This window comes from Glycomyces sp. NPDC046736 (genome assembly GCF_040645615.1).
Lineage (GTDB): Bacteria > Actinomycetota > Actinomycetes > Mycobacteriales > Micromonosporaceae > Glycomyces.
On record NZ_JBEYYO010000001.1, the window covers coordinates 266,253 to 284,432 of the forward strand.

15 protein-coding genes are annotated in these 18,180 nt (G+C 70.9%); 13 read left to right on the forward strand and 2 right to left on the reverse strand.

Going from position 1 to position 18,180, the window contains the following annotated elements; translation table 11 throughout:
* Positions 1–15 precede the first annotated feature (15 nt).
* The 10 genes from AB0B28_RS01220 (at position 16) to AB0B28_RS01265 (ending at position 13,408) form a co-directional block, all read left to right on the forward strand.
* On the forward strand, positions 16–801 hold the full coding sequence (locus AB0B28_RS01220; protein ID WP_360114474.1) for a TlyA family RNA methyltransferase: 786 nt from the start codon (positions 16–18) through the stop codon (positions 799–801).
* A gap of 52 nt (positions 802–853) precedes the next feature.
* On the forward strand, positions 854–1,753 hold the full coding sequence (locus tag AB0B28_RS01225) for an NAD kinase (RefSeq protein WP_360114477.1): 900 nt from the start codon (positions 854–856) through the stop codon (positions 1,751–1,753).
* Positions 1,754–1,801: 48 nt separating this feature from the next.
* Positions 1,802–3,538: a DNA repair protein RecN gene (recN, locus tag AB0B28_RS01230; RefSeq protein ID WP_360114480.1), complete on the forward strand. Its 1,737-nt coding sequence runs from the start codon at positions 1,802–1,804 to the stop codon at positions 3,536–3,538.
* Positions 3,539–3,613: 75 nt separating this feature from the next.
* Complete coding sequence (steA, locus tag AB0B28_RS01235; protein ID WP_360114483.1) at positions 3,614–4,810, forward strand: putative cytokinetic ring protein SteA; 1,197 nt, start codon at positions 3,614–3,616, stop codon at positions 4,808–4,810.
* Positions 4,807–5,736, forward strand: coding sequence for a copper transporter (locus AB0B28_RS01240; protein ID WP_360114486.1), 930 nt, complete (start codon positions 4,807–4,809; stop codon positions 5,734–5,736). Before steA ends, AB0B28_RS01240 begins: the two co-directional genes overlap by 4 nt.
* Positions 5,737–5,746: 10 nt before the next feature.
* Positions 5,747–6,643 (forward strand): hypothetical protein, encoded by an 897-nt coding sequence (locus tag AB0B28_RS01245; protein WP_360114489.1) that lies wholly within the window; start codon positions 5,747–5,749, stop codon positions 6,641–6,643.
* Complete coding sequence (locus AB0B28_RS01250) at positions 6,640–8,295, forward strand: lipid II flippase MurJ (RefSeq protein ID WP_360114492.1); 1,656 nt, start codon at positions 6,640–6,642, stop codon at positions 8,293–8,295. Before AB0B28_RS01245 ends, AB0B28_RS01250 begins: the two co-directional genes overlap by 4 nt.
* The gene (locus AB0B28_RS01255) at positions 8,292–9,404 is read left to right on the forward strand and encodes a glycosyltransferase family 4 protein (protein ID WP_360114495.1); all 1,113 of its coding nucleotides are present in this window, start codon (positions 8,292–8,294) and stop codon (positions 9,402–9,404) included. Before AB0B28_RS01250 ends, AB0B28_RS01255 begins: the two co-directional genes overlap by 4 nt.
* A 7-nt stretch (positions 9,405–9,411) precedes the next feature.
* On the forward strand, positions 9,412–11,652 hold the full coding sequence (locus AB0B28_RS01260) for a hypothetical protein (RefSeq protein WP_360114498.1): 2,241 nt from the start codon (positions 9,412–9,414) through the stop codon (positions 11,650–11,652).
* 61 nt (positions 11,653–11,713) lie between these two features.
* The gene (locus AB0B28_RS01265) at positions 11,714–13,408 is read left to right on the forward strand and encodes a CTP synthase (RefSeq protein WP_360114501.1); all 1,695 of its coding nucleotides are present in this window, start codon (positions 11,714–11,716) and stop codon (positions 13,406–13,408) included.
* A gap of 53 nt (positions 13,409–13,461) precedes the next feature.
* Here the strand turns inward: AB0B28_RS01265 and AB0B28_RS01270 are convergent, their stop codons facing one another.
* Both AB0B28_RS01270 and AB0B28_RS01275 read right to left on the reverse strand, forming a co-directional pair.
* Positions 13,462–13,815, reverse strand: a complete 354-nt coding sequence (locus AB0B28_RS01270) for a DUF805 domain-containing protein (protein ID WP_360114504.1) — start codon at positions 13,813–13,815, stop codon at positions 13,462–13,464.
* Between the two features lie 245 nt (positions 13,816–14,060).
* Positions 14,061–15,563, reverse strand: a complete 1,503-nt coding sequence (locus AB0B28_RS01275) for an MFS transporter (RefSeq protein ID WP_360114507.1) — start codon at positions 15,561–15,563, stop codon at positions 14,061–14,063.
* Positions 15,564–15,720: 157 nt separating this feature from the next.
* On the opposite strand from AB0B28_RS01275, the gene AB0B28_RS01280 reads away from it, so the two are divergent.
* From AB0B28_RS01280 to ald, 3 genes are all read left to right on the forward strand, one after another.
* On the forward strand, positions 15,721–16,260 hold the full coding sequence (locus AB0B28_RS01280; RefSeq protein WP_360114510.1) for a TetR/AcrR family transcriptional regulator: 540 nt from the start codon (positions 15,721–15,723) through the stop codon (positions 16,258–16,260).
* 25 nt (positions 16,261–16,285) lie between these two features.
* On the forward strand, positions 16,286–16,840 hold the full coding sequence (locus AB0B28_RS01285; RefSeq protein ID WP_360114513.1) for an NUDIX hydrolase: 555 nt from the start codon (positions 16,286–16,288) through the stop codon (positions 16,838–16,840).
* A gap of 211 nt (positions 16,841–17,051) precedes the next feature.
* On the forward strand, positions 17,052–18,173 hold the full coding sequence (gene ald, locus AB0B28_RS01290; protein ID WP_360114516.1) for an alanine dehydrogenase: 1,122 nt from the start codon (positions 17,052–17,054) through the stop codon (positions 18,171–18,173).
* Positions 18,174–18,180: the final 7 nt, after the last annotated feature.

Sequence of the window (18,180 nt, forward strand, 5' to 3'; positions counted from 1 at the left end):
TAGAAAGCCCGCGCCATGCCGACGCGCTACCGACTCGACGCCGAACTCGTGCGCCGCAAGATCGCCCGCTCCCGCGAGCACGCCCGCGAACTCATCGCCGCCGGACGCATCCACCTCCGCGGCATCCCCGCCACCAAGGCCGCCACCAGCGTCACCGGCGACGACTCGATCCGCCTCGTCGGCGACGTCGACGACTATGTCTCCCGCGGCGCCCACAAGCTCATCGGCGCCCTCGACGCGTTCGGCATCGACCCCGGGGGCCTGCGCGTCCTCGACGCCGGAGCCTCCACCGGCGGCTTCACCGACGTCCTGCTGCGCCGCGGCGCGGCCCAGGTCCTCGCCGTCGACGTCGGCTACGGCCAGCTCGCCTGGAAACTCCAGACCGACGACCGCGTCGTCGTCCACGACCGCACCAACGTCCGCCACCTCACCCCCGAGCAGCTCGGAGGCCAAGTCGACCTCACCGTCGGCGACCTCTCCTTCATCTCCCTCGAACTCGTCCTGCCCGCGCTGGCCGCCTGCACCCGGCCCGGCGGCGTGATGCTCCCGATGGTCAAGCCCCAGTTCGAGGTCGGCAAGGGCCAGGTCGGCCCCGGCGGGGTCGTCACCGACCCGGCCCGCCGCGCCGACGCGGTCTGGAACGTGGTCGAGGCCGCCGGACGCCTGGGCTGGACCACGACCGCCGTCACCGCCAGCCCCCTGCCCGGCCCGAAGGGCAACGTCGAGTTCTTCTGCCGGATGGAGACCGGTGACGTGACACCGATCTCCCGTGCGGCGGTGGACGAAGCCTGCGAGCGCTGAACGGCGGAGGGGTACAGTTCGAGGCCCTGTCACCGTGGCCGAAGGAGAGCGAGTGAGCCCGCAGCAGAAGCCGGAACGCGTCGTGATCGTGACGCACCCGCTCCGCGACGATGTGGCCGAACTCGCCGAGAAGCTCGCCGCCGCGCTCCGCGAAGCGGGCGTCCTCGTGCGCATCCTCAGCGGCGAGATCCGCTCCCTGCTGCGCCCCGACGCGCTCCTGGTGGTCGACGAGACCACCAGCGCCACCGCCGACCTGGTCCTGGCCCTCGGCGGCGACGGCACGGTGCTCCGCTCGGCCAAGATGGCCGCCGAAGCCGACGTGCCGCTCCTGGGCGTCAACTTCGGCAAGGTCGGCTTCCTCGCCGAGGCCGAGACCGGCGAACTGGAGACCGTGGTCTCGCGCCTGCTCGCGGGCGACTACACCGTCGAGGAGCGCACCGCGCTCTCGGTGGAGGCCACCGGCACCGACGGCGAGCGGCACCGCTCGTGGGCCTTCAACGACATCGCGGTGGAGAAGGCCGAACCGGCGCGGATGCTGGAGGTCTTCATCGAGATCGACGGCACCCGCATCTCCCGCTACGGCTCCGACGGCGTGGTGGTCGCGTCCCCGACCGGCTCCACCGCGCACGCGATGTCGGCGGGCGGCCCGGTGGTCTGGCCTGATGTGGACGCCCTGGTGGTCGTCCCCATGAACGCCCACGCGCTGTTCGCGAAGCCGATGGTCGTCCACTCCTCTTCGGAGATCCGCATCGGGGTCGAATCGGTCGGCACCGAAGGCGCGCTCATCGCCGACGGCAAGGAGATCACCCGCCTCACCGCCGGCGACACCGTTACGATCCGGCGTTCGGAGCGTCCGGTGCGCCTGGTGCGCATGTCGAGTCAGTCGTTCGCCTCGCGTCTGGTGTCGAAACTCTCTCTGCCCGTTGACGGTTGGCGTCACGGCCGGATCTGATCGGTTCCGCACCGGCGAGTGTCGGCGGCAGGGGATAGGCTCTGAAGCGTGTTGGAGGAGCTTCGCATCCAGAACCTGGGCGTGATCGCTGACGCCACCTTGCCGCTCGACCCCGGCCTGACCTGCATCACCGGTGAGACCGGCGCCGGTAAGACCATGGTCGTGGCCGGTCTGGGGTTGCTGTTCGGCGGTCGTGCCTCCCGTGCCCCCCTCGGTGCGGACCGCGCCCTCGTGGAGGGCCGCCTCAGTGTGGGCGAGGCCGCGCTCGAACTGCGTGAACGCGCCATCGAGGCCGGAGCCGACTTGGAGGACGGGGAGCTGCTGCTCGCCCGCTCGGTCTCGTCGGAAGGCCGCTCGAAGGCCTGGGTCGGCGGGCGCTCGGCGCCCGTGGGCGTCCTGTCCGAGCTCGGCGAGCTCGCCATCTCGGTCCACGGCCAGTCCGACCAGATGCGCCTGCTGCAACCGGCCGAGCAGCGCGCCGCGCTCGACCGCTTCGCCGGGGCCGATCACGGCAAGCTCCTCGACGCCTACCGCGCCGTCTTCGCCGAACTCGGTTCGTGCGCAACCGAACTCGCGCGCCTGCGCGGCAGCGCCCGCGAGATGGCCCGCGAAGCGGACATGCTCCGCCTCGGGCTCGAAGAGATCTCCGCGGTCGATCCCCAAGACGGCGAGGACGCCGAGCTGGCCGAAGAGGCCCGCCGCCTGGAGAACTCCGAGGCCCTGCGTCTGGCCGCCGCCACCGCCCACGGCGCGATCACCGGCGACCCCAGCACCGGCGACGGGGGCGCGGCCGACACGGTCGGCACCGCGGCCCGCGCGCTGGAGCACGACGCGCATTCGGACCCCAAGCTCGCCGAGTTCGCCGAGCGCCTCGCCGAGGCCGGCGCGCTGCTCGCCGAAGCGGCCGTGGACCTCTCGGCCTACCTCGACGACCTCGCGGCCGACCCGAGGCGCCTGGAGGAGATCTACCAGCGTCAGGCCGCCCTGAAGACCTTGTACCGCAAGTACGCCGAGGACCTCCCCGGCGTCCTGGCGTGGGCCGAGAACGCGCAGAAGCGCCTCGGCGAGCTCGACGTGTCCGACGAGCGCGTGAGCGAGCTGGAGGCCCGCCACGCAGACCTCACCGCCCGCGCGGCCGAGCTCGCCTCGCAGCTGCGGGCGTCGAGGCGCGCGGTGGCCGAGCGCTTCTCCGCGTCGGTGTCCACCGAGCTCAAGGGCCTGGCGATGCCCCACGCCGAGGTGGTCGCCGCGGTCGAGCCGCGCCCGGCCGGGCGCGGCGGCGTCGACCTCGTCGTGGACGACGTCCCCTCCGGCGCCACCGAGGAAGGCACCGACGAGGTCGAGCTCCTCCTGCGCCCGCACCCCGGTTCGGCCCCCGCGGCCCTCCACAAGGGCGCTTCGGGCGGTGAACTGTCGCGTGTGATGCTCGCCATCGAAGTGGTGTTCGCCGAGATCGGCGGGCCCCCCGTCCTGGTGTTCGACGAGGTCGACGCCGGGGTCGGCGGCGGCGCGGCCATCGAGATCGGCCGCTGCCTCGCCAAGCTCGCGCGCCGCCACCAGGTCCTGGTGGTCACCCACCTGCCGCAGGTCGCCGCGTTCGCCAACCGCCATCTGGTCGTCTCCAAGGACACCTCGGGCGCGGTCACGGTCTCGGGCGTGCGCGTGGTCGACGACGCCGCGAGGGCACGTGAGCTTGCTCGCATGCTCGCGGGCATGCCCGACTCCCACCTGGGCGTCGCCCACGCCGAGGAACTCCTGGCCGAAGCTGCGAAGATGAAGTCGTAGGGTCTGAGCCCATTCGGGGGAGAAGCGGCGCGGCGTCGTCTCGCCGCGTGCGATCGGATGGCATGATGATGCACGATGCGTGTACCTAGCTTGCGTTTGCCCGGGCGGAGCCCGGAGGGCGACTCCGCCGAAGGGCGGCTGGTCGGCACCGCCCGTCTCGATCGTCGGACGAAGCGGCTGTGCGGTCGGCTCGAACCCGGGGACGTCGCGATCATCGACCACGTCGACCTCGACCGGGTCGCGGCCGACACTCTCGTCGGCACCGACGTGGCCGTGGTCGTCAACGTCGCCAAGTCGATCTCCGGCCGCTACCCGAACCTCGGCCCCGAGGTCCTGGTCAAGGCCGGGATCGTACTCATCGACGGCGTCGGCGAGCAGATCTTCGACAACGTGCGCGAAGGCAAGACCGTCACCGTCGACGGCGGTGAGATCTACCTGGGCGACAAGCTGATCGCCTCGGGCACGGTCCAGACCGAGGACTCGGTCGCCGCCGACATGGAGGCCGCCAAAGAGGGCCTGTCGGTCCAGTTGGAGGCCTTCGCGGCCAACACGATGGAGTACCTCAAGCGCGAGCGGGACCTCCTGCTCGACGGGGTCGGCGTCCCCGAGGTCAAGACCTCCTTCAACGGCCGCCACGCGCTCATCGTGATCCGCGGCTACAACTACAAAGAGGACATCGACGTCCTGCGGCCCTACATCCGCGAGTTCAAGCCGGTCCTCGTGGGCGTCGACGGCGGCGCGGACGCGCTGCTCGAAGCCGGGTACACGCCCGACATGATCGTCGGCGACATGGACTCGGTCTCCGACGACGCGCTGCGCTGCGGCGCCGAGATCGTGGTCCACGCCTACGCAGACGGGCGCGCCCCCGGCATGGAGCGCATGGACAAGCTCGGGGTCCCGGCCATCCCCTTCCCGGCGGCCGCCACCTCCGAGGACATCGCGATGCTCATGGCCGACGAGAAGGGCGCCGAGCTCATCTGCGCCGTCGGCACCCACGTCACGATGGTCGAGTTCCTCGACAAGGGCCGTGGGGGCATGGCCTCCACGTTCCTGACCCGCCTGCGCGTCGGCGGCAAGCTCGTGGACGCCAAGGGCGTCTCGCGGCTCTACCGCCAGGACATGTCCATCTCCGCCCTGCTCCTGCTCATCGTCTCCGCCCTCGCCGCCATGGCCACCGCCGTCGCCATCTCCACCGTCGGACGCTCGTTCGTCGACGTGATCGCCGACTGGTGGGACGGCCTGTTCTTCCAGATCCAGAGGCTGTTCTCGTGATCAACTTCCGCTACCACCTGGTGAGCCTCACCGCGGTGTTCCTCGCCCTCACCGTCGGGCTCATCCTCGGCACGGCCGCCCTCAACGGCCCCGCCATGGAGGTCATGCAGAGCAACATCCAGTCCCTGCGCGACTCCAACGACCAGTACCGCGCCGAACTGAGCCAGCTCGAAGCCGACCTCAACGACGACCAGGCCTTCGCCGCCGAGATCGCCCCGTCCTACCTCGCCGGGAAGCTCGCGGACAAGAACATCCTGGTGGTGGCCCTTCCCGGGGCCGACACGCAGGTCGTGGACGGCGCGGTCGAGATGCTCGGCTACGCGGGCGCGACGGTCTCGGGGCGCGTCTCGATCCTCGACGACTTCTTCGACCCCAACCGCGGCGACGAGCTCGGCGACCTCACCGAGACCGTCACCCCCGAGACCGTGCAGCTGCCGGTCACCTACGACGACATCGAGTCCATGAGCTACGTCCTCGCCGCCGTGACCACCGGCAAGGCCGGCGGCGTCCCCGTCGAGATCCCCGCGGGCGACATCACCGTCGTCACCTCGGGTCTCAACGCGGCCTCGCTGCTCACCGTCGAGACCGAGCCGACCGGCGTGGCCGACGGCGTGCTCATCCTCGCCGGGCCCGGCTCGACCGACTCCGACGCCGAGAGCCGCAACGAGGGCGTGGTCACCGTCGCCGACGTGTTCGCGGTCGACGCGCCCACGGTCTACGCCGCCACCACCTCCACCGGTGACGGCAACCCGATCAACGCGCTGCGCAGCGAAGACAACAACACCGTCTCGACGGTCGACAACGTCTCCAGCCCGCAGGGGCAGATCGCCGCGGTCGTCTCGCTCGCCGATTTCATGGCCACCGGCAAGGTGGACCACCTCGGTACCGGGGAGGGCGTTTCCGGACTCCTTCCCGCTCCCGCTTAGTATCGTGCCCATGAGCCAGCTAACGCGAACCGTCGGGCGGGCGTTCCTCGGAGGCCTCGCGGCGGGCGGCACGATCGCTGCGATCGGGGCCGTTCGACGCTCCAAATGGGCCGCCGATCTGGAACGGGTCAACCACAAGGGCGACACCGTGAGCCTGGCCGAAGGCCCGGGCGTCACGGTCGGCGCCACCGCCGCCTCCGTACTCGGCGCGAACTCCCCGGCCTACGCCGTCGCGGCCGCCACCACCGGTCTCACCTCCGGCGCGGTCGGCCTCTACGACGACATGGCCGACACCAAAGGCGAGAAGGCCAAGGGCTTCAAAGGCCACGTCGGCGCGCTCCTCAAGGGCCGCGTCTCGGCGGGCCTGGTCAAGATCTTCGGCATCTCCGCGGCCGGGATCGCCTCGGCGGCCCTGGTCGACCTCGCCAACGGCGAGCTCACCGACGAGCGGCGCTCCCTGGCCCGCCGGGTGTGGAACGTGGGCGTCGGCGGCGGCGTGATCGCCGGTGCCGCCAACGTGATCAACCTGTTCGACCTGCGCCCCGGACGCGCCCTCAAGGTCGTCACCATCGCCTCCGCGCCCCTGTCGCGCCCGCCGGGGCCGAAGTCCCGCAGGCACACCGCCGCCGGGGGAGCGAACACCGCCCTGGCCGTCTCGGCCGCCGCGGGCGCCGCGATGGGCGAGGACCTCGAAGGCAAGACCATGCTCGGCGACGGCGGCGCGAACGCCCTCGGGGCCCTGCTCGGCCTCTCCTACATCGCCCGCACCGGCATGATCGGCCGCCACGTGGCCCTCGCGGGCGTCGCGGCCCTCATCGCCGCGTCCGAGAAGGTCAGCTTCACCAAGGTCATCGCCGAGACGCCGGTACTGCGCGAGCTGGACGAGCTGGGTCGGACGAAGTCTTGACCGAGACCCGACGCGAAGTCGGTCGTGCCGCCTCGGTCATCGGTGCGATCACCGTCGCCTCCCGCCTGGCCGGTTTCGGCCGCACGATGGTGTTCACGTGGGCGATCGGCATCGGCACCCTGGGCGCCGCCTACCAGACGGCCAACAGCATCCCCAACATCGTCTTCGAGCTCGTGGCCGGGGGAGCGCTTGCCGCGCTCGTGATCCCGCTCCTGGCCGCCCCGCTCGCCCGGCACGAGCCCGAGCAGGTCAGCCGCATCGCCTCGGCCCTCCTGACCTGGTCACTGACGCTCCTGGTCCCCGTCGGGCTCGCCATCGCCCTCTTCGCGCGACCGATCGTGGGCCTGCTCATCTCCGGCCCCAGGATCACCCCGACCACGATCGACGTCGGCACCGAACTGCTCGTCCTGTTCGCCCCGCAGCTCCCGCTGTACGGCGTCGCGATCGTGCTCACCGGTGTCCTCCAGTCACACCGGCGCTTCGCCTGGCCCGCGCTCGCCCCGCTCCTGTCGAGCGTCGTCATGGCCGGCATCTACGTCGTCTACGGCGTCCTCTCCGGCCGCGAAAGCGCCGCCGAACAGGTCTCGCAGGCGGACATCCTGCTCCTGGGCCTCGGCACCACCCTCGGCGTCGCAGTCCTCGCCGGATGCCTCATCTTCCCCCTCCGCGGCCTCGGCCTGCGCCTGCGACCGGCCTGGCGCCTGGACACCCACGTCGCCGCCAACCTCAAGTCCCTCGCGATCGCCGGAGCCATCACCGTCGGCGCGCAGCAGCTCTGCCAGGCGCTGCTCCTGCGTCTGGCCAACAACGCGGGCGACGACGGCACGGTCGTGGTCTTCACCGTCTCCCAGACGTTCTTCCTGCTGCCCTGGGCGATCCTCGCCGTACCCCTCGCGACCGCCGCCTACCCGATCCTCGCCGAATCGTTCTCCCTCGGCGAGCACGACCGCTACCAGCGCCGCCTCTCCCAGACCGGCCGCGCGGTCCTCCTGCTGTCGGGCCTCGGCGTCGCCGCGCTCGCCGGACTCGCCGAACCCATCGGCACGGTCCTCGCCTCGGTCGCCTCCGGCAGCGCCGCGAACGCGCAGCCCCAGCTCGAAGCCACGCTCGCCGGACTCGCCTTCGGTCTCTTCGGCTACTCCCTGTTCGCGATCTACTCTCGCGGCCTCTACGCCGTGGGCCGCAACAAGTACGCCGCCGGAGCGACCTCGATCGGCTGGGCGGCGGGCGCGGTCGCCGCGATCGTCCTCTCCGAAGTCATGCCCCTCGCCGACCGCACCCTCGCGCTCGCGATCGCCTGGTCGATCGGCATGACCGTCATCGGTCTCGCCCTCACCGCCGCGATCGCCCGCCACACCGGCGCGGCCAGCCTCTCCGGCGTTCCACGCGCCGCGCTCGCCACGATCCTCGCGTCCATCGGCGCGGTCCTCGCCGGACGCGAACTCATCGCGCTTTGGGGACACGCCGACACCATCTACCAGGCCCTCTTCCAAGGCGTCGTGGTCGGCGCGGCCATCGCGGTGATCTACCTCGGACTCGGCGCGCTCATCGGCGGGTCCGGCGTCGTGCGCCCCGTGCTGCGGCGCGCTGGCAGAATACGGTCGTCGGACGACGACGGCAGCCCTGACACACAGAGTGGAGCAGACCAGTGAGTCGCAGTTCCTTGAGGCACCGGCGCATCGCACTCGTGCTGGGCCCCTCCACCGGAGGCATCGGCACCCACGTCGCCTCCGTCGCGGCGGGCCTGGTCGAGCGCGGCGACGCCGTCCTGGTGGTCGGCCCGCCCGAGACCGAAGAGCGCTTCGGCTTCCGCGCCAAAGGGGCCCGCTTCGCGCCTGCCCCGATCACCGCGAAGCCCTCGCCCGAACTGCCGCTGGCCTGGTGGGCCGCCCGAAGCGCCCTGCGCGGCATCACCGGAAGGGGCGTCGACCTCGTCCACGCCCACGGCCTCACCGCCGGGATCACCGCGCTCGCGGCCCGCCCGACCGGGGCCGCGCTCATCACCACCTGGCACAACCAGCTCATCACCTCAGGCGTCAAGCGCCGCGTCTCCGACGAGATCGAGAAGCGCCTCGCCCGCGGCGTGGACGTGGCCCTCGCGGCCTCCTCCGACCTCCACGAGCACCTGGTCGACCTCGGGGCCCGCGACGCGCGCCTCGCGCCCGTCGCCGCCCCGCCCCGCCGGGCCGCGGGCGACTCCGAGTCGATCCGGGCCGAGCTCGGCATCGGCGACCGCCCGCTCCTGCTCTCGGTGGGCCGCCTCCACGTCCAGAAGGACTACGACACGCTCATCGCGGCCGCGACCCGCTGGAAGGACCTCGACCCCGCGCCGGTCGTGGCGATCGCCGGGGACGGACCCGAGCGCCTGCGCCTCCAAGGCCTCATCGACGCCTCCGGCGCCGACGTGCGCCTCCTCGGCCACCGCACCGACGTGGCCGACCTCCTCGCCGCCGCCGACCTCGCGGTCGTCACCAGCCAGTGGGAGGCCCGCCAGCTCTTCGCCCAGGAGGTCCTCCAGGCCGGGGTCCCGCTCGTCGCCACCCGCACCGGCGGCATCCCCGAACTCGTCGGCGACGCCGCGGTCCTGTTCGAGGTCGGCGACGTGGACGCCCTCGACCGGGCCGTGCGCGACCTCCTCACCGATTCGGACCGCCTCGCCTCGTACGCCGAAGCGGGACTCGCCAAGGCCGCCACCTGGCCCGACGAGGCCCAGATGCTCGACGCGCTCGACGCGCTCTACCTGGAACTGACAGGACGTTAATCCCGCCGTGTCGCGACAACTCGATGCCGGGCGCCTGACCCGCAAGGCCCGCAAGACGATCGCCCGCAGTCTCGCCGACAACCGGGGCCCGATCGCCGCATGGGTCCTCGTCGCGGTCCTGGCCGCGCTCGCCGCGTTCCAACTGCTCCCCGACGAACGCGAGGAGACCGTCCCCGGGACCGTCGACTCGGTCGTCGTCCTCGGCGTCGGGGGCCTGTCCTGGACCGACATCGACGCCGCGACCACCCCCAACCTCACCGAACTGGCCCGCAACGGCGCGCTCGCCGAGCTCAACACCGACTCCGGCCGCAACTTCACATGCACGTTCGACGGATGGCTCACCTTCTCCGCCGGAGCGCCCGCCGTCGCGGCCCCCTACGGTGACGCCTCCGACTGCGGCGAGGTCGACGGCGACCAGATCACCGACGACGAGGACTCGGCCACCGTCGACGACATGGCCGACCTCGTGGCCCTCAACCGCAACCTCGAACAGGGCGCCGAACTGGGAATGCTCGCCGCGGGCACCTCCTGCGCCACCGCGATCGGCCCCGGCGCGGCCTACGCCACCGCCAACTCGGTCGGCCGCGTCGGCGACTACCGCCCCGCGTTCCCGGCCGCCGACGACCTCCCCGAGACCCTCGCCGAATGCCCCCTCACCGTGGTCGACGGCGGCGTCCTGCCTATCGACCCGCAACTGCGCGCCTCGGCCCTCGACCGACTCGACGAGACCGTCGGGTCCCTCCAGGCCGCCCGCGGCGAGAACTCGGCCCTCATCGTCACCGGCATCGGCCAGGTCGAAGAGCCCAACCGCCTCCTCGCCGCCGTCGCCAACTTCGCGGACCAGGACGGCCACAACCTCATCGACCTGCCCGCCGAACGCCCCGGCTACCTGCGGCTGACCGATCTCACCGCGACCGTCCTGACCCTCCTCGGCGCGCCCCCGCCCGACACGGCCACCGGCACCGCCGCCGGTGTCACCGACGACGCGCTGTCCTACGAAGAACGCCAAGCGGTCTTCGACGACACCGACACCCGCCTCATCGCCGCGGCCGTCGCCGCCCCCGCCACTCAGTGGCTCCAGGTGCTCCTGTTCCTCGCCCTCACCTTCGTGGCCTGGCCGCTCCTGCACCTCCTGCGCAGCGCCGGACAGCCCGGCGTCAAACCCCCGCCGCTGTGGCTGATGCGCCTGAACATCATCACGGCCCTCGTCTGCGCCCTCTTCGTGGGCGCCGCGCTCCTCGCCGACTTCTTCGGCTGGTGGTCGGCCTCCAGCCCCGGCCTCGTCGGCCCCCTGACCGCCCTGGGGATCGCCGTCGTGTGCGCGTTCGTCGCGATCTTCCTGCCCGGACGCCACGGCCCCGCGAGCCTCATGGTCAGCGTCTCCGCGTTCGGCATCATCGTCACCGTCCTGGCGATGCTCATCCACACCGAAGACCCCCTGGGGACCCTCCTCGGCGACTACACCGTGGCCGACTCCGCCTCCAACGAGCTCGGGCCCGTCGCCACCGGCATGTTCATCGCCTCCCTGTGGCTCCTCGCCGCCGTCGCCGCCTGGCGGCTCCCGCGCGGCTACCAGTCCCCGGTCATGGCCGGCATCGGCGTCCTCGGCGTGCTCGTGGTCTCGGCCGGGTTCCTCGGCGACTCCGTGCCCGCCTCGGTCGCCATCATCATCGGCATCTGCCTCGCCTCCGCGCTGGCCACCGGCGGCTGGATCACCTTCTCCCGCTTCGTGTGGTCCGGCCTCGCCGGCGCCGCGGTCCTGCTCGGCCTGTCCTGGATCGACTACCAGCGCCCGGTGGCCGAACGCGGCCAGCTCGGCGCGTTCCTCGGCGACATCCTCGGCGACACCAACGGCGTCATCGCCTCCGGGCTCGGCTCCAACATCGTCGCGATCTTCACCTCGCCCCTGAGCGTCCTCACCGTCATGGCCGGCGCGTACTGCTGGCTGGTGCTCCTGCGCCCCGGAGGCGGCCTGCGGCGCGCCTGGGGCCTCTACCCGCCGCTGCGCGGCGCGTTCGCCGCCGCGATCGTCGGCTCGGCCGCCGCGGGCCTCCTCCTCGGCAAGGGCCTGATGAGCCTCGGGGCCGCGCTGGCGGTCATGGTTCCCTTGGCGGTCATCATGAGTCACCGGGTCCTGGCCCGCGCGCACGTCAAGGACGGCCAGTACTCGGACATGATCGTCGACGCACCGTCGTGGGTCGATGAGGAAAACGGCGAGGAAAGTGTTAGTGTGGAATCCCGTGGATGATGCGATCCACCGGCGGCTGGAAGCAGCCGCTCGATCGACACGATTACCACGGGAGTTCGCTTTGGCCAGCGCTGCTAATGGTCAGTCTCGCAACACGAAGCACCTCTTCGTCACCGGTGGGGTCACCTCTGCCCTCGGCAAGGGCATGACCGCCGCCAGTCTCGGGAACCTGCTGACCGCGCGCGGCCTGTACGTGGTGATGCAGAAGATCGACCCTTATCTCAACGTCGACCCCGGCACGATGAACCCGTACGAGCACGGCGAGGTCTTCGTCACCGACGACGGCGGCGAGACCGACCTCGACATCGGCAACTACGAGCGGTTCCTCGACCGGAACCTGTCCAAGCACGCCAACGTGACCACCGGGCAGGTCTACTCCGACGTCATCGCCAAGGAGCGCCGCGGCGACTACCTCGGCGCGACCGTCCAGGTCATTCCGCACATCACCAACGAGATCAAGGCCCGCCTCGCGGCGATGGCCGACCCCGACCCCGAGACCGGGCGGGTCCCCGACGTGGTGATCACCGAGGTCGGCGGCACGGTCGGCGACATCGAGTCGCTGCCGTTCCTGGAGGCGATCCGCCAGTACCGCCACGACATCGGCCGCGACAACTGCTTCTTCCTCCACGTCTCGCTCGTGCCGTACCTGGCCGCGTCCTCGGAGATGAAGACCAAGCCGACCCAGCACTCGGTGGCGCAGCTGCGCAGCATCGGCATCCAGCCCGACGCGATCGTGTGCCGCTCCGACCGACCGCTGCCCGACGGACTGAAGTCGAAGATCGCGGGGTTCTGCGACGTGGACGACGCCGCGGTGGTCTCGGCCCCCGACTCGAAGTCGATCTACGAGATCCCCAAGACCCTCCACACCGAGGGCTTGGACGCCTATGTGGTCCGCAAGCTCGACCTGCCGTTCAAGGACGTCGACTGGACCGCGTGGGACGACCTGCTCGACCGCGTCCACCACCCGAAGGCCACCGTCGAGGTCGCGATCGTGGGCAAGTACGTCGAGCTGCCCGACGCGTACAAGTCCGTGGTCGAGGCCCTGCACGCGGCCGGGTTCTCGAACTACGCCAAGGTCCAGGTCCGCTGGGTGATCTCTGACGAGTGCGGCAGCGCCGAGGCCACCGCGAAGTCCCTCGCGGGCGTCGACGCGGTGGTCATCCCCGGCGGGTTCGGCGACCGGGGCGTCCCCGGCAAGATCCAGGCGCTCAGGTGGGCCCGCTCGCGGCAGGTGCCCACGCTCGGGCTGTGTCTGGGCATGCAGTGCATGGCGATCGAGGGCCTGCGGGAGATCTCCGGTCTCGTCGGCGCCGACTCCGAGGAGTTCGACAAGGACGCCGAGCACCTGGTCATCTCCACGATGGCCGACCAGACCGACATCGTGGCCGGGCGCGGCGACATGGGCGGCACGATGCGCCTGGGCACCTACCCGGCGAAGCTCGCCGAAGGGTCCCTGGCCGCGGAGGCCTACGGTGCCACCGAGGTCAACGAGCGCCACCGTCACCGCTACGAGGTCAACAACGCCTACCGCGACGAACTCGCCAAGGCCGGTTTCGTGATCTCGGGCCTCTCGCCCGACGGCCGCCTCGTGGAGTTCATCGAGCTCGACCGCGAGATCCACCCGTACTACGTGGCGACCCAGGCCCACCCCGAGCTCAAGTCCCGCCCGACCCGCCCCCACCCGCTCTTCGCGGGCCTCGTCCAGGCGGCCCTGCGCCGCCAAGCCGACGAACGCCTCGACATCGAAGCGGCATAACCGAACACGACGAAAGGGCGGGACTCAAGCGAGTCCCGCCCTTGTTCGTGTTCTTAAGCCTCTCTGGGATCCTCGCCGTGCGCGTTCGAGCCGTAGTGGCCCTCTTGAGCGAGCAGCACGATGAGGATGATGGGGCCGGCGAGCGGGATGAAATTGATCAGGTACATCCATCCGGACCGGCCGGTGTCGTGCAGACGGCGCACGGACACGGCGAGCGCGGGCAGGATGACCGCGAGCGCGTAGACGAAGTAAAGCGTCATGAACACGGGTTCCTGCGTCACGGCGAAGGGGATGTAGAGGACCATCAGCGCGATGAAGTGGAAGAGCACGAACATCCAGTACTCCTTCCGGCGGGCGCGGCCGGAGAATCCGACATAGTTTTTGAGCACGGCGAGATACCAGTTCACACTGGGTCCTTTCAAAGGGGTCGCTCCATTGCAGAGCGAGGGGCAAGGCGAGGGGTGAGAATCCGGGGCTGGATTCGCTGGAGAAGGTATCACGTTCTCCCAGGCCCTGGCTATGTCAATCCACATCGGGGAATCCTTTGAAGACTGATCACGGCATTGTGACCGATTCGTCGTCTCGCAATCTGGACTCCGTACAAGAAGAAGGGCGGGACTCGAACGAGTCCCGCCCCTGTTTCGTTCGCCTGTCAGCGCTTGGTGCGCAAGGCCCTGCCCACCGCGATCGTGGCGATCAGGACCAGGCCCGCGGCCACCACCGAGGTGATGCGGACGCCGTCGGTGAACGCGGTGCGCGCCGTCTCCAGCAGTGCGTCCCCGGCCTCGGCCGGGAGCGTCTTGGCCACGTGGACCGCCTCGCCGAGCGTCTCGGACGCCGCGTCGGGGGCGTCCCCGAGCTCGGAGCGGTAGATACCGGTCGCCAGCGACCCGAGCAGCGCTACGCCCATCGCGCCGCCCAGCTCGTACGCGGTCTCGGAGATCGCCGAGGCCGAACCGGCGCGGTCGGCCGGAGCCGCCGCCAGGATCGCGTCGTTCGTGACCGTCTGCGCCAGACCGGCACCGGCCCCGATGAGCGTCGAAGCGCCCACGACCACCAGAGCGCCTTCGTGCACGCCCACGAACGCCATCGCCGAGAACCCGCAGATCACGAAGACCAGGCCGCCGACGATGGTGCGCGCCATGCCGATCCGCTCCGACAGCCGCACCGCGAACAGGCCCGCGACCACCGAGATCGACATCTCCGGCAGTAGCAGCAGCCCCGCCTGCATGGGGGAGAACCCCAGCACCAGTTGCAGGTACTGCGTCAGAAGGAACAGCGACGAGATCATCGCGAACACGATCGTGAAGTTCGTGGCCAGCGACGCGGAGAACCGCCGGATCCCGAACAGCCGCAGATCCAGCAGCGGGTGCTCGAGGCTGCGCTGGCGCCGCACGAACAGCACCGCCATCGCCACGCCGAACCCGATCGCGACCAGAGCCGCAAGCGACACGCCGTGCTCGGCGACCGTCTTGACCCCGTACACGAACGGGAACATCGCCAGGAACGACATCGCGACGCTGAGCAGGTCGAGCGGCCCCGGGTTCGGGTCCTTCGACTCCGGCAGCAGCAGCGGCGCGGCCACCATCACCGCGAGCGAGACCGGCGCGGCCATGAGGAACACCGAGCCCCACCAGAAGTGCTCCAGCAGCCAGCCGCCCACGATCGGCCCGGCGGCCGCACCGGCCGAGAACCCGGATGCCCAGATCGCGATCGCGAACTTGCGCTGGCGGCCGTCGGTGAACAGGTTCCGCATGAGGCCGAGCGTGGTCGGCATGAGGGTCGCTCCGGCCACGCCGAGCAGCGCCCGCGCGAGGATCAGGGTCTCGGCGGTCGGCGCGTACGCGGCGAGCACGCTCGCGGCGGCGAACGCGGCCGAGCCGATGACGAGCAGCTTGCGGCGCCCGAACCGGTCGCCGAGGGAGCCCATCGTGACCAGCAGGTCGGCGAGCACGAACCCGTACACGTCGACGATCCACAACAGCTGCGAGCTGGTCGGCGAGAGGTCCTCGGACAGGAACGGCACGGCGAAGCCGAGCACTGTCATGTCGATGGAGATGAGCAGCACCGGCAGTACCAGCACCGCCAGAGCCCAGCCCTGCTTCGCGGTGAAGCGCGGGCGCGGCTCGGCCGTCTGCGGCAGTGTCGTCGTCATGGTTCCTCCTTCGGGAAGCTCGCGGGCCGCAGGCCGCCGCGAATCGGCGGCCCGCAGGTAGGCACCTGGGGCGGTTCGGCGAAGCTTGTGATCGAGACGACGGTTCAGGGCAAGGCACTGTACCGTCCAGACGGTATAGTAGCAAGCGGGAGGGCACATGGCCAAGGACGAACTCAGCACGCGTGATCGGATTCTCAACGCACTCCAGCGCATCCTCGTCGACGAGGGCAGCTCGGGCGTGACGCTGGAGAAGGTCGCGGCCGAGGCCGGGGTCTCCAAAGGCGGCCTGCTCTACCACTTCAAGTCCAAGCCCGACCTCTACGACGGCCTCGCGAGCCGCTTCCGCGCCCTCGAGGAGGCCCGCCTCGCCGAGGCCCGCCGCACCGGCGTCGTCGAGGCCTTCATCCGCGCCTCCCAGCTCGAATCGGCCGAGTCCGAGGCCGCCCTCTGGGCCCTGTTCACCGCCCTCCGCGGCACCGACGAGCTCTCCGACCAGGCCAAGGACGACCTGGTCTTCATATTCAACGGCTGGTCCGAGGCCCTCAAGGAGTCGATCGCCGACCCCGTCACCGCCGAGATCGTGCGCCTGGTCGGCGACGGCCTCTTCCTCTCGGCCCTCTCCGGTCTCCCCCTGCCCTCCCAGGACGTCGTGGACGCGATCCTCGCCCGCCTCAAAGCCGAGTCCGGAGAGTCCTGATCCCAAGCGCGTTAATGTGGTCGCCGTGCATGACTACCGAGTCCTCGACAGCGAGAACCTCCACCACGGCTGGTGCTACGACCTGAAGGCCGAGACCATCGCGATGCCCGGCGGCGGCACCGCCCGCCGCGAGTACATGGACCACTGCGGGGCCGTCGTGGCCGTCCCGCTCGACGACCAGGGCCGCGTGGGCCTCATCCGCCAGTACCGCGTCCCGCCCCGCGAGCTCATGTGGGAGTTCCCTGCGGGCCTGCGAGACATCGAGGGGGAGGACCCGGCCGTGGCCGCGCGCCGCGAGCTCGCCGAAGAGGTCGACCTCAACGCCGCCGAGCTCGTCAAGCTCGGCGAGTTCTTCACCACTCCTGGCATCTCCACCGAGCTCATCCACTACTTCCTCGCCACCGGGCTCTCGCCGGTCCCCGAGTCCGAGCGCCACGAGCGCACCGACGAGGAGACCCACATCGAGCTCGTGTGGTGGGACCTGGACAAGGCCCTCGCCGCCGTCGCCGACGGTGAGATCCGCAACGGCGTGTGCGCGCTCGCCCTCAACCTGGCCCGGTTCCACCTCGAACGCAGGTAAGCCCCGAAAAAGTGAGGCCCGCCGCTTCCCCGAGCGGCGGGCCTGACGTTACGATCGGCGCGACGACGCCGTCCGAAGCCAGGCTCACGAGGCCGCGCAACGCTGTACCGCAACGCAAATGCGGGCATTCGGGCGAACTGCGTCCTAGACTGCCCGTGCGGGATGCCGACCGGCCCCGAGCAGGCACAACGCTTCGGAAGGAACCCGCAACGTGAAAGTCGCCGTCCCCCGCGAGATCAAGAACAACGAGTACCGCGTCGCCCTCACCCCCGCCGGGGTCCACGAACTCGTGGCCGCCGGCCACGACGTCTTCATCGAGACCGGCGCCGGTCTCGGCTCGGCCATCACCGACGACGACTACCGCGCGGCCGGGGCCAACATCCGCCCCGACGCCGACGCCACCTGGGACGCAGGCGATCTCGTCCTCAAGGTCAAAGAGCCCATCCACGCCGAGTTCCACCGGATGCGCCCGGGCCAGACCCTCTTCACCTACCTCCACCTGGCCGCCAGCGCCGAGTGCACCGACGCCCTCCTGGAGCGCCAGGTCACCGCCATCGCCTACGAGACCGTGCAGACCGCCGACGGCCGCCTGCCGCTGCTCGCCCCCATGAGCGAGGTCGCGGGCCGCCTGGCCGTCCAGGCCGGCGCGTACTGCCTCCAGCGCCCCGAAGGGGGCCGCGGCACCCTCATGGGCGGCGTCCCCGGGACCGCGCCCGCGCGCGTGGTCATCATCGGAGCCGGGGTCTCCGGCATGAACGCCGCCGCGATCGCGGTCGGCATGCGGGCCGACGTCGAGCTCCTCGACCTCAACATCGACAAGCTCCACGCCGCCGACGACCAGTACCAGGGCCGCCTGCGCACCATCGTCTCCAACCGCTTCGAGGTCAAGCGCGCGTGCCGCGAGGCCGACCTCGTCATCGGCGCGGTCCTCGTCCCGGGCGCCAAGGCCCCCACCGTGGTCGACGACGAAGTGCTCGACGAGATGAAGCCCGGCGCGGTCCTGGTGGACATCGCGATCGACCAGGGCGGCTGCTTCGCGCACTCCAAGCCCACCACCCACGACGACCCCACGTTCACCCACGGCGGCAAGCTGTTCTACTGCGTGGCCAACATGCCCGGCGCGGTCCCGAACACCTCCACGTACGCGCTCACCAACGCGACCCTGCCGTACGTCATGAAGCTCGCCAACCTCGGCTGGGCCGACGCGCTCAAGGCCGACCCGGCCCTCGCCGGCGGCCTGAACACCTACGCCGGACAGGTCGTCAACGAACCGGTCGCGATCACGCATCACCTGCCGCTCAAGCCGATCGCGCAGGTGCTCGCCGAGCACTGACGTCCCT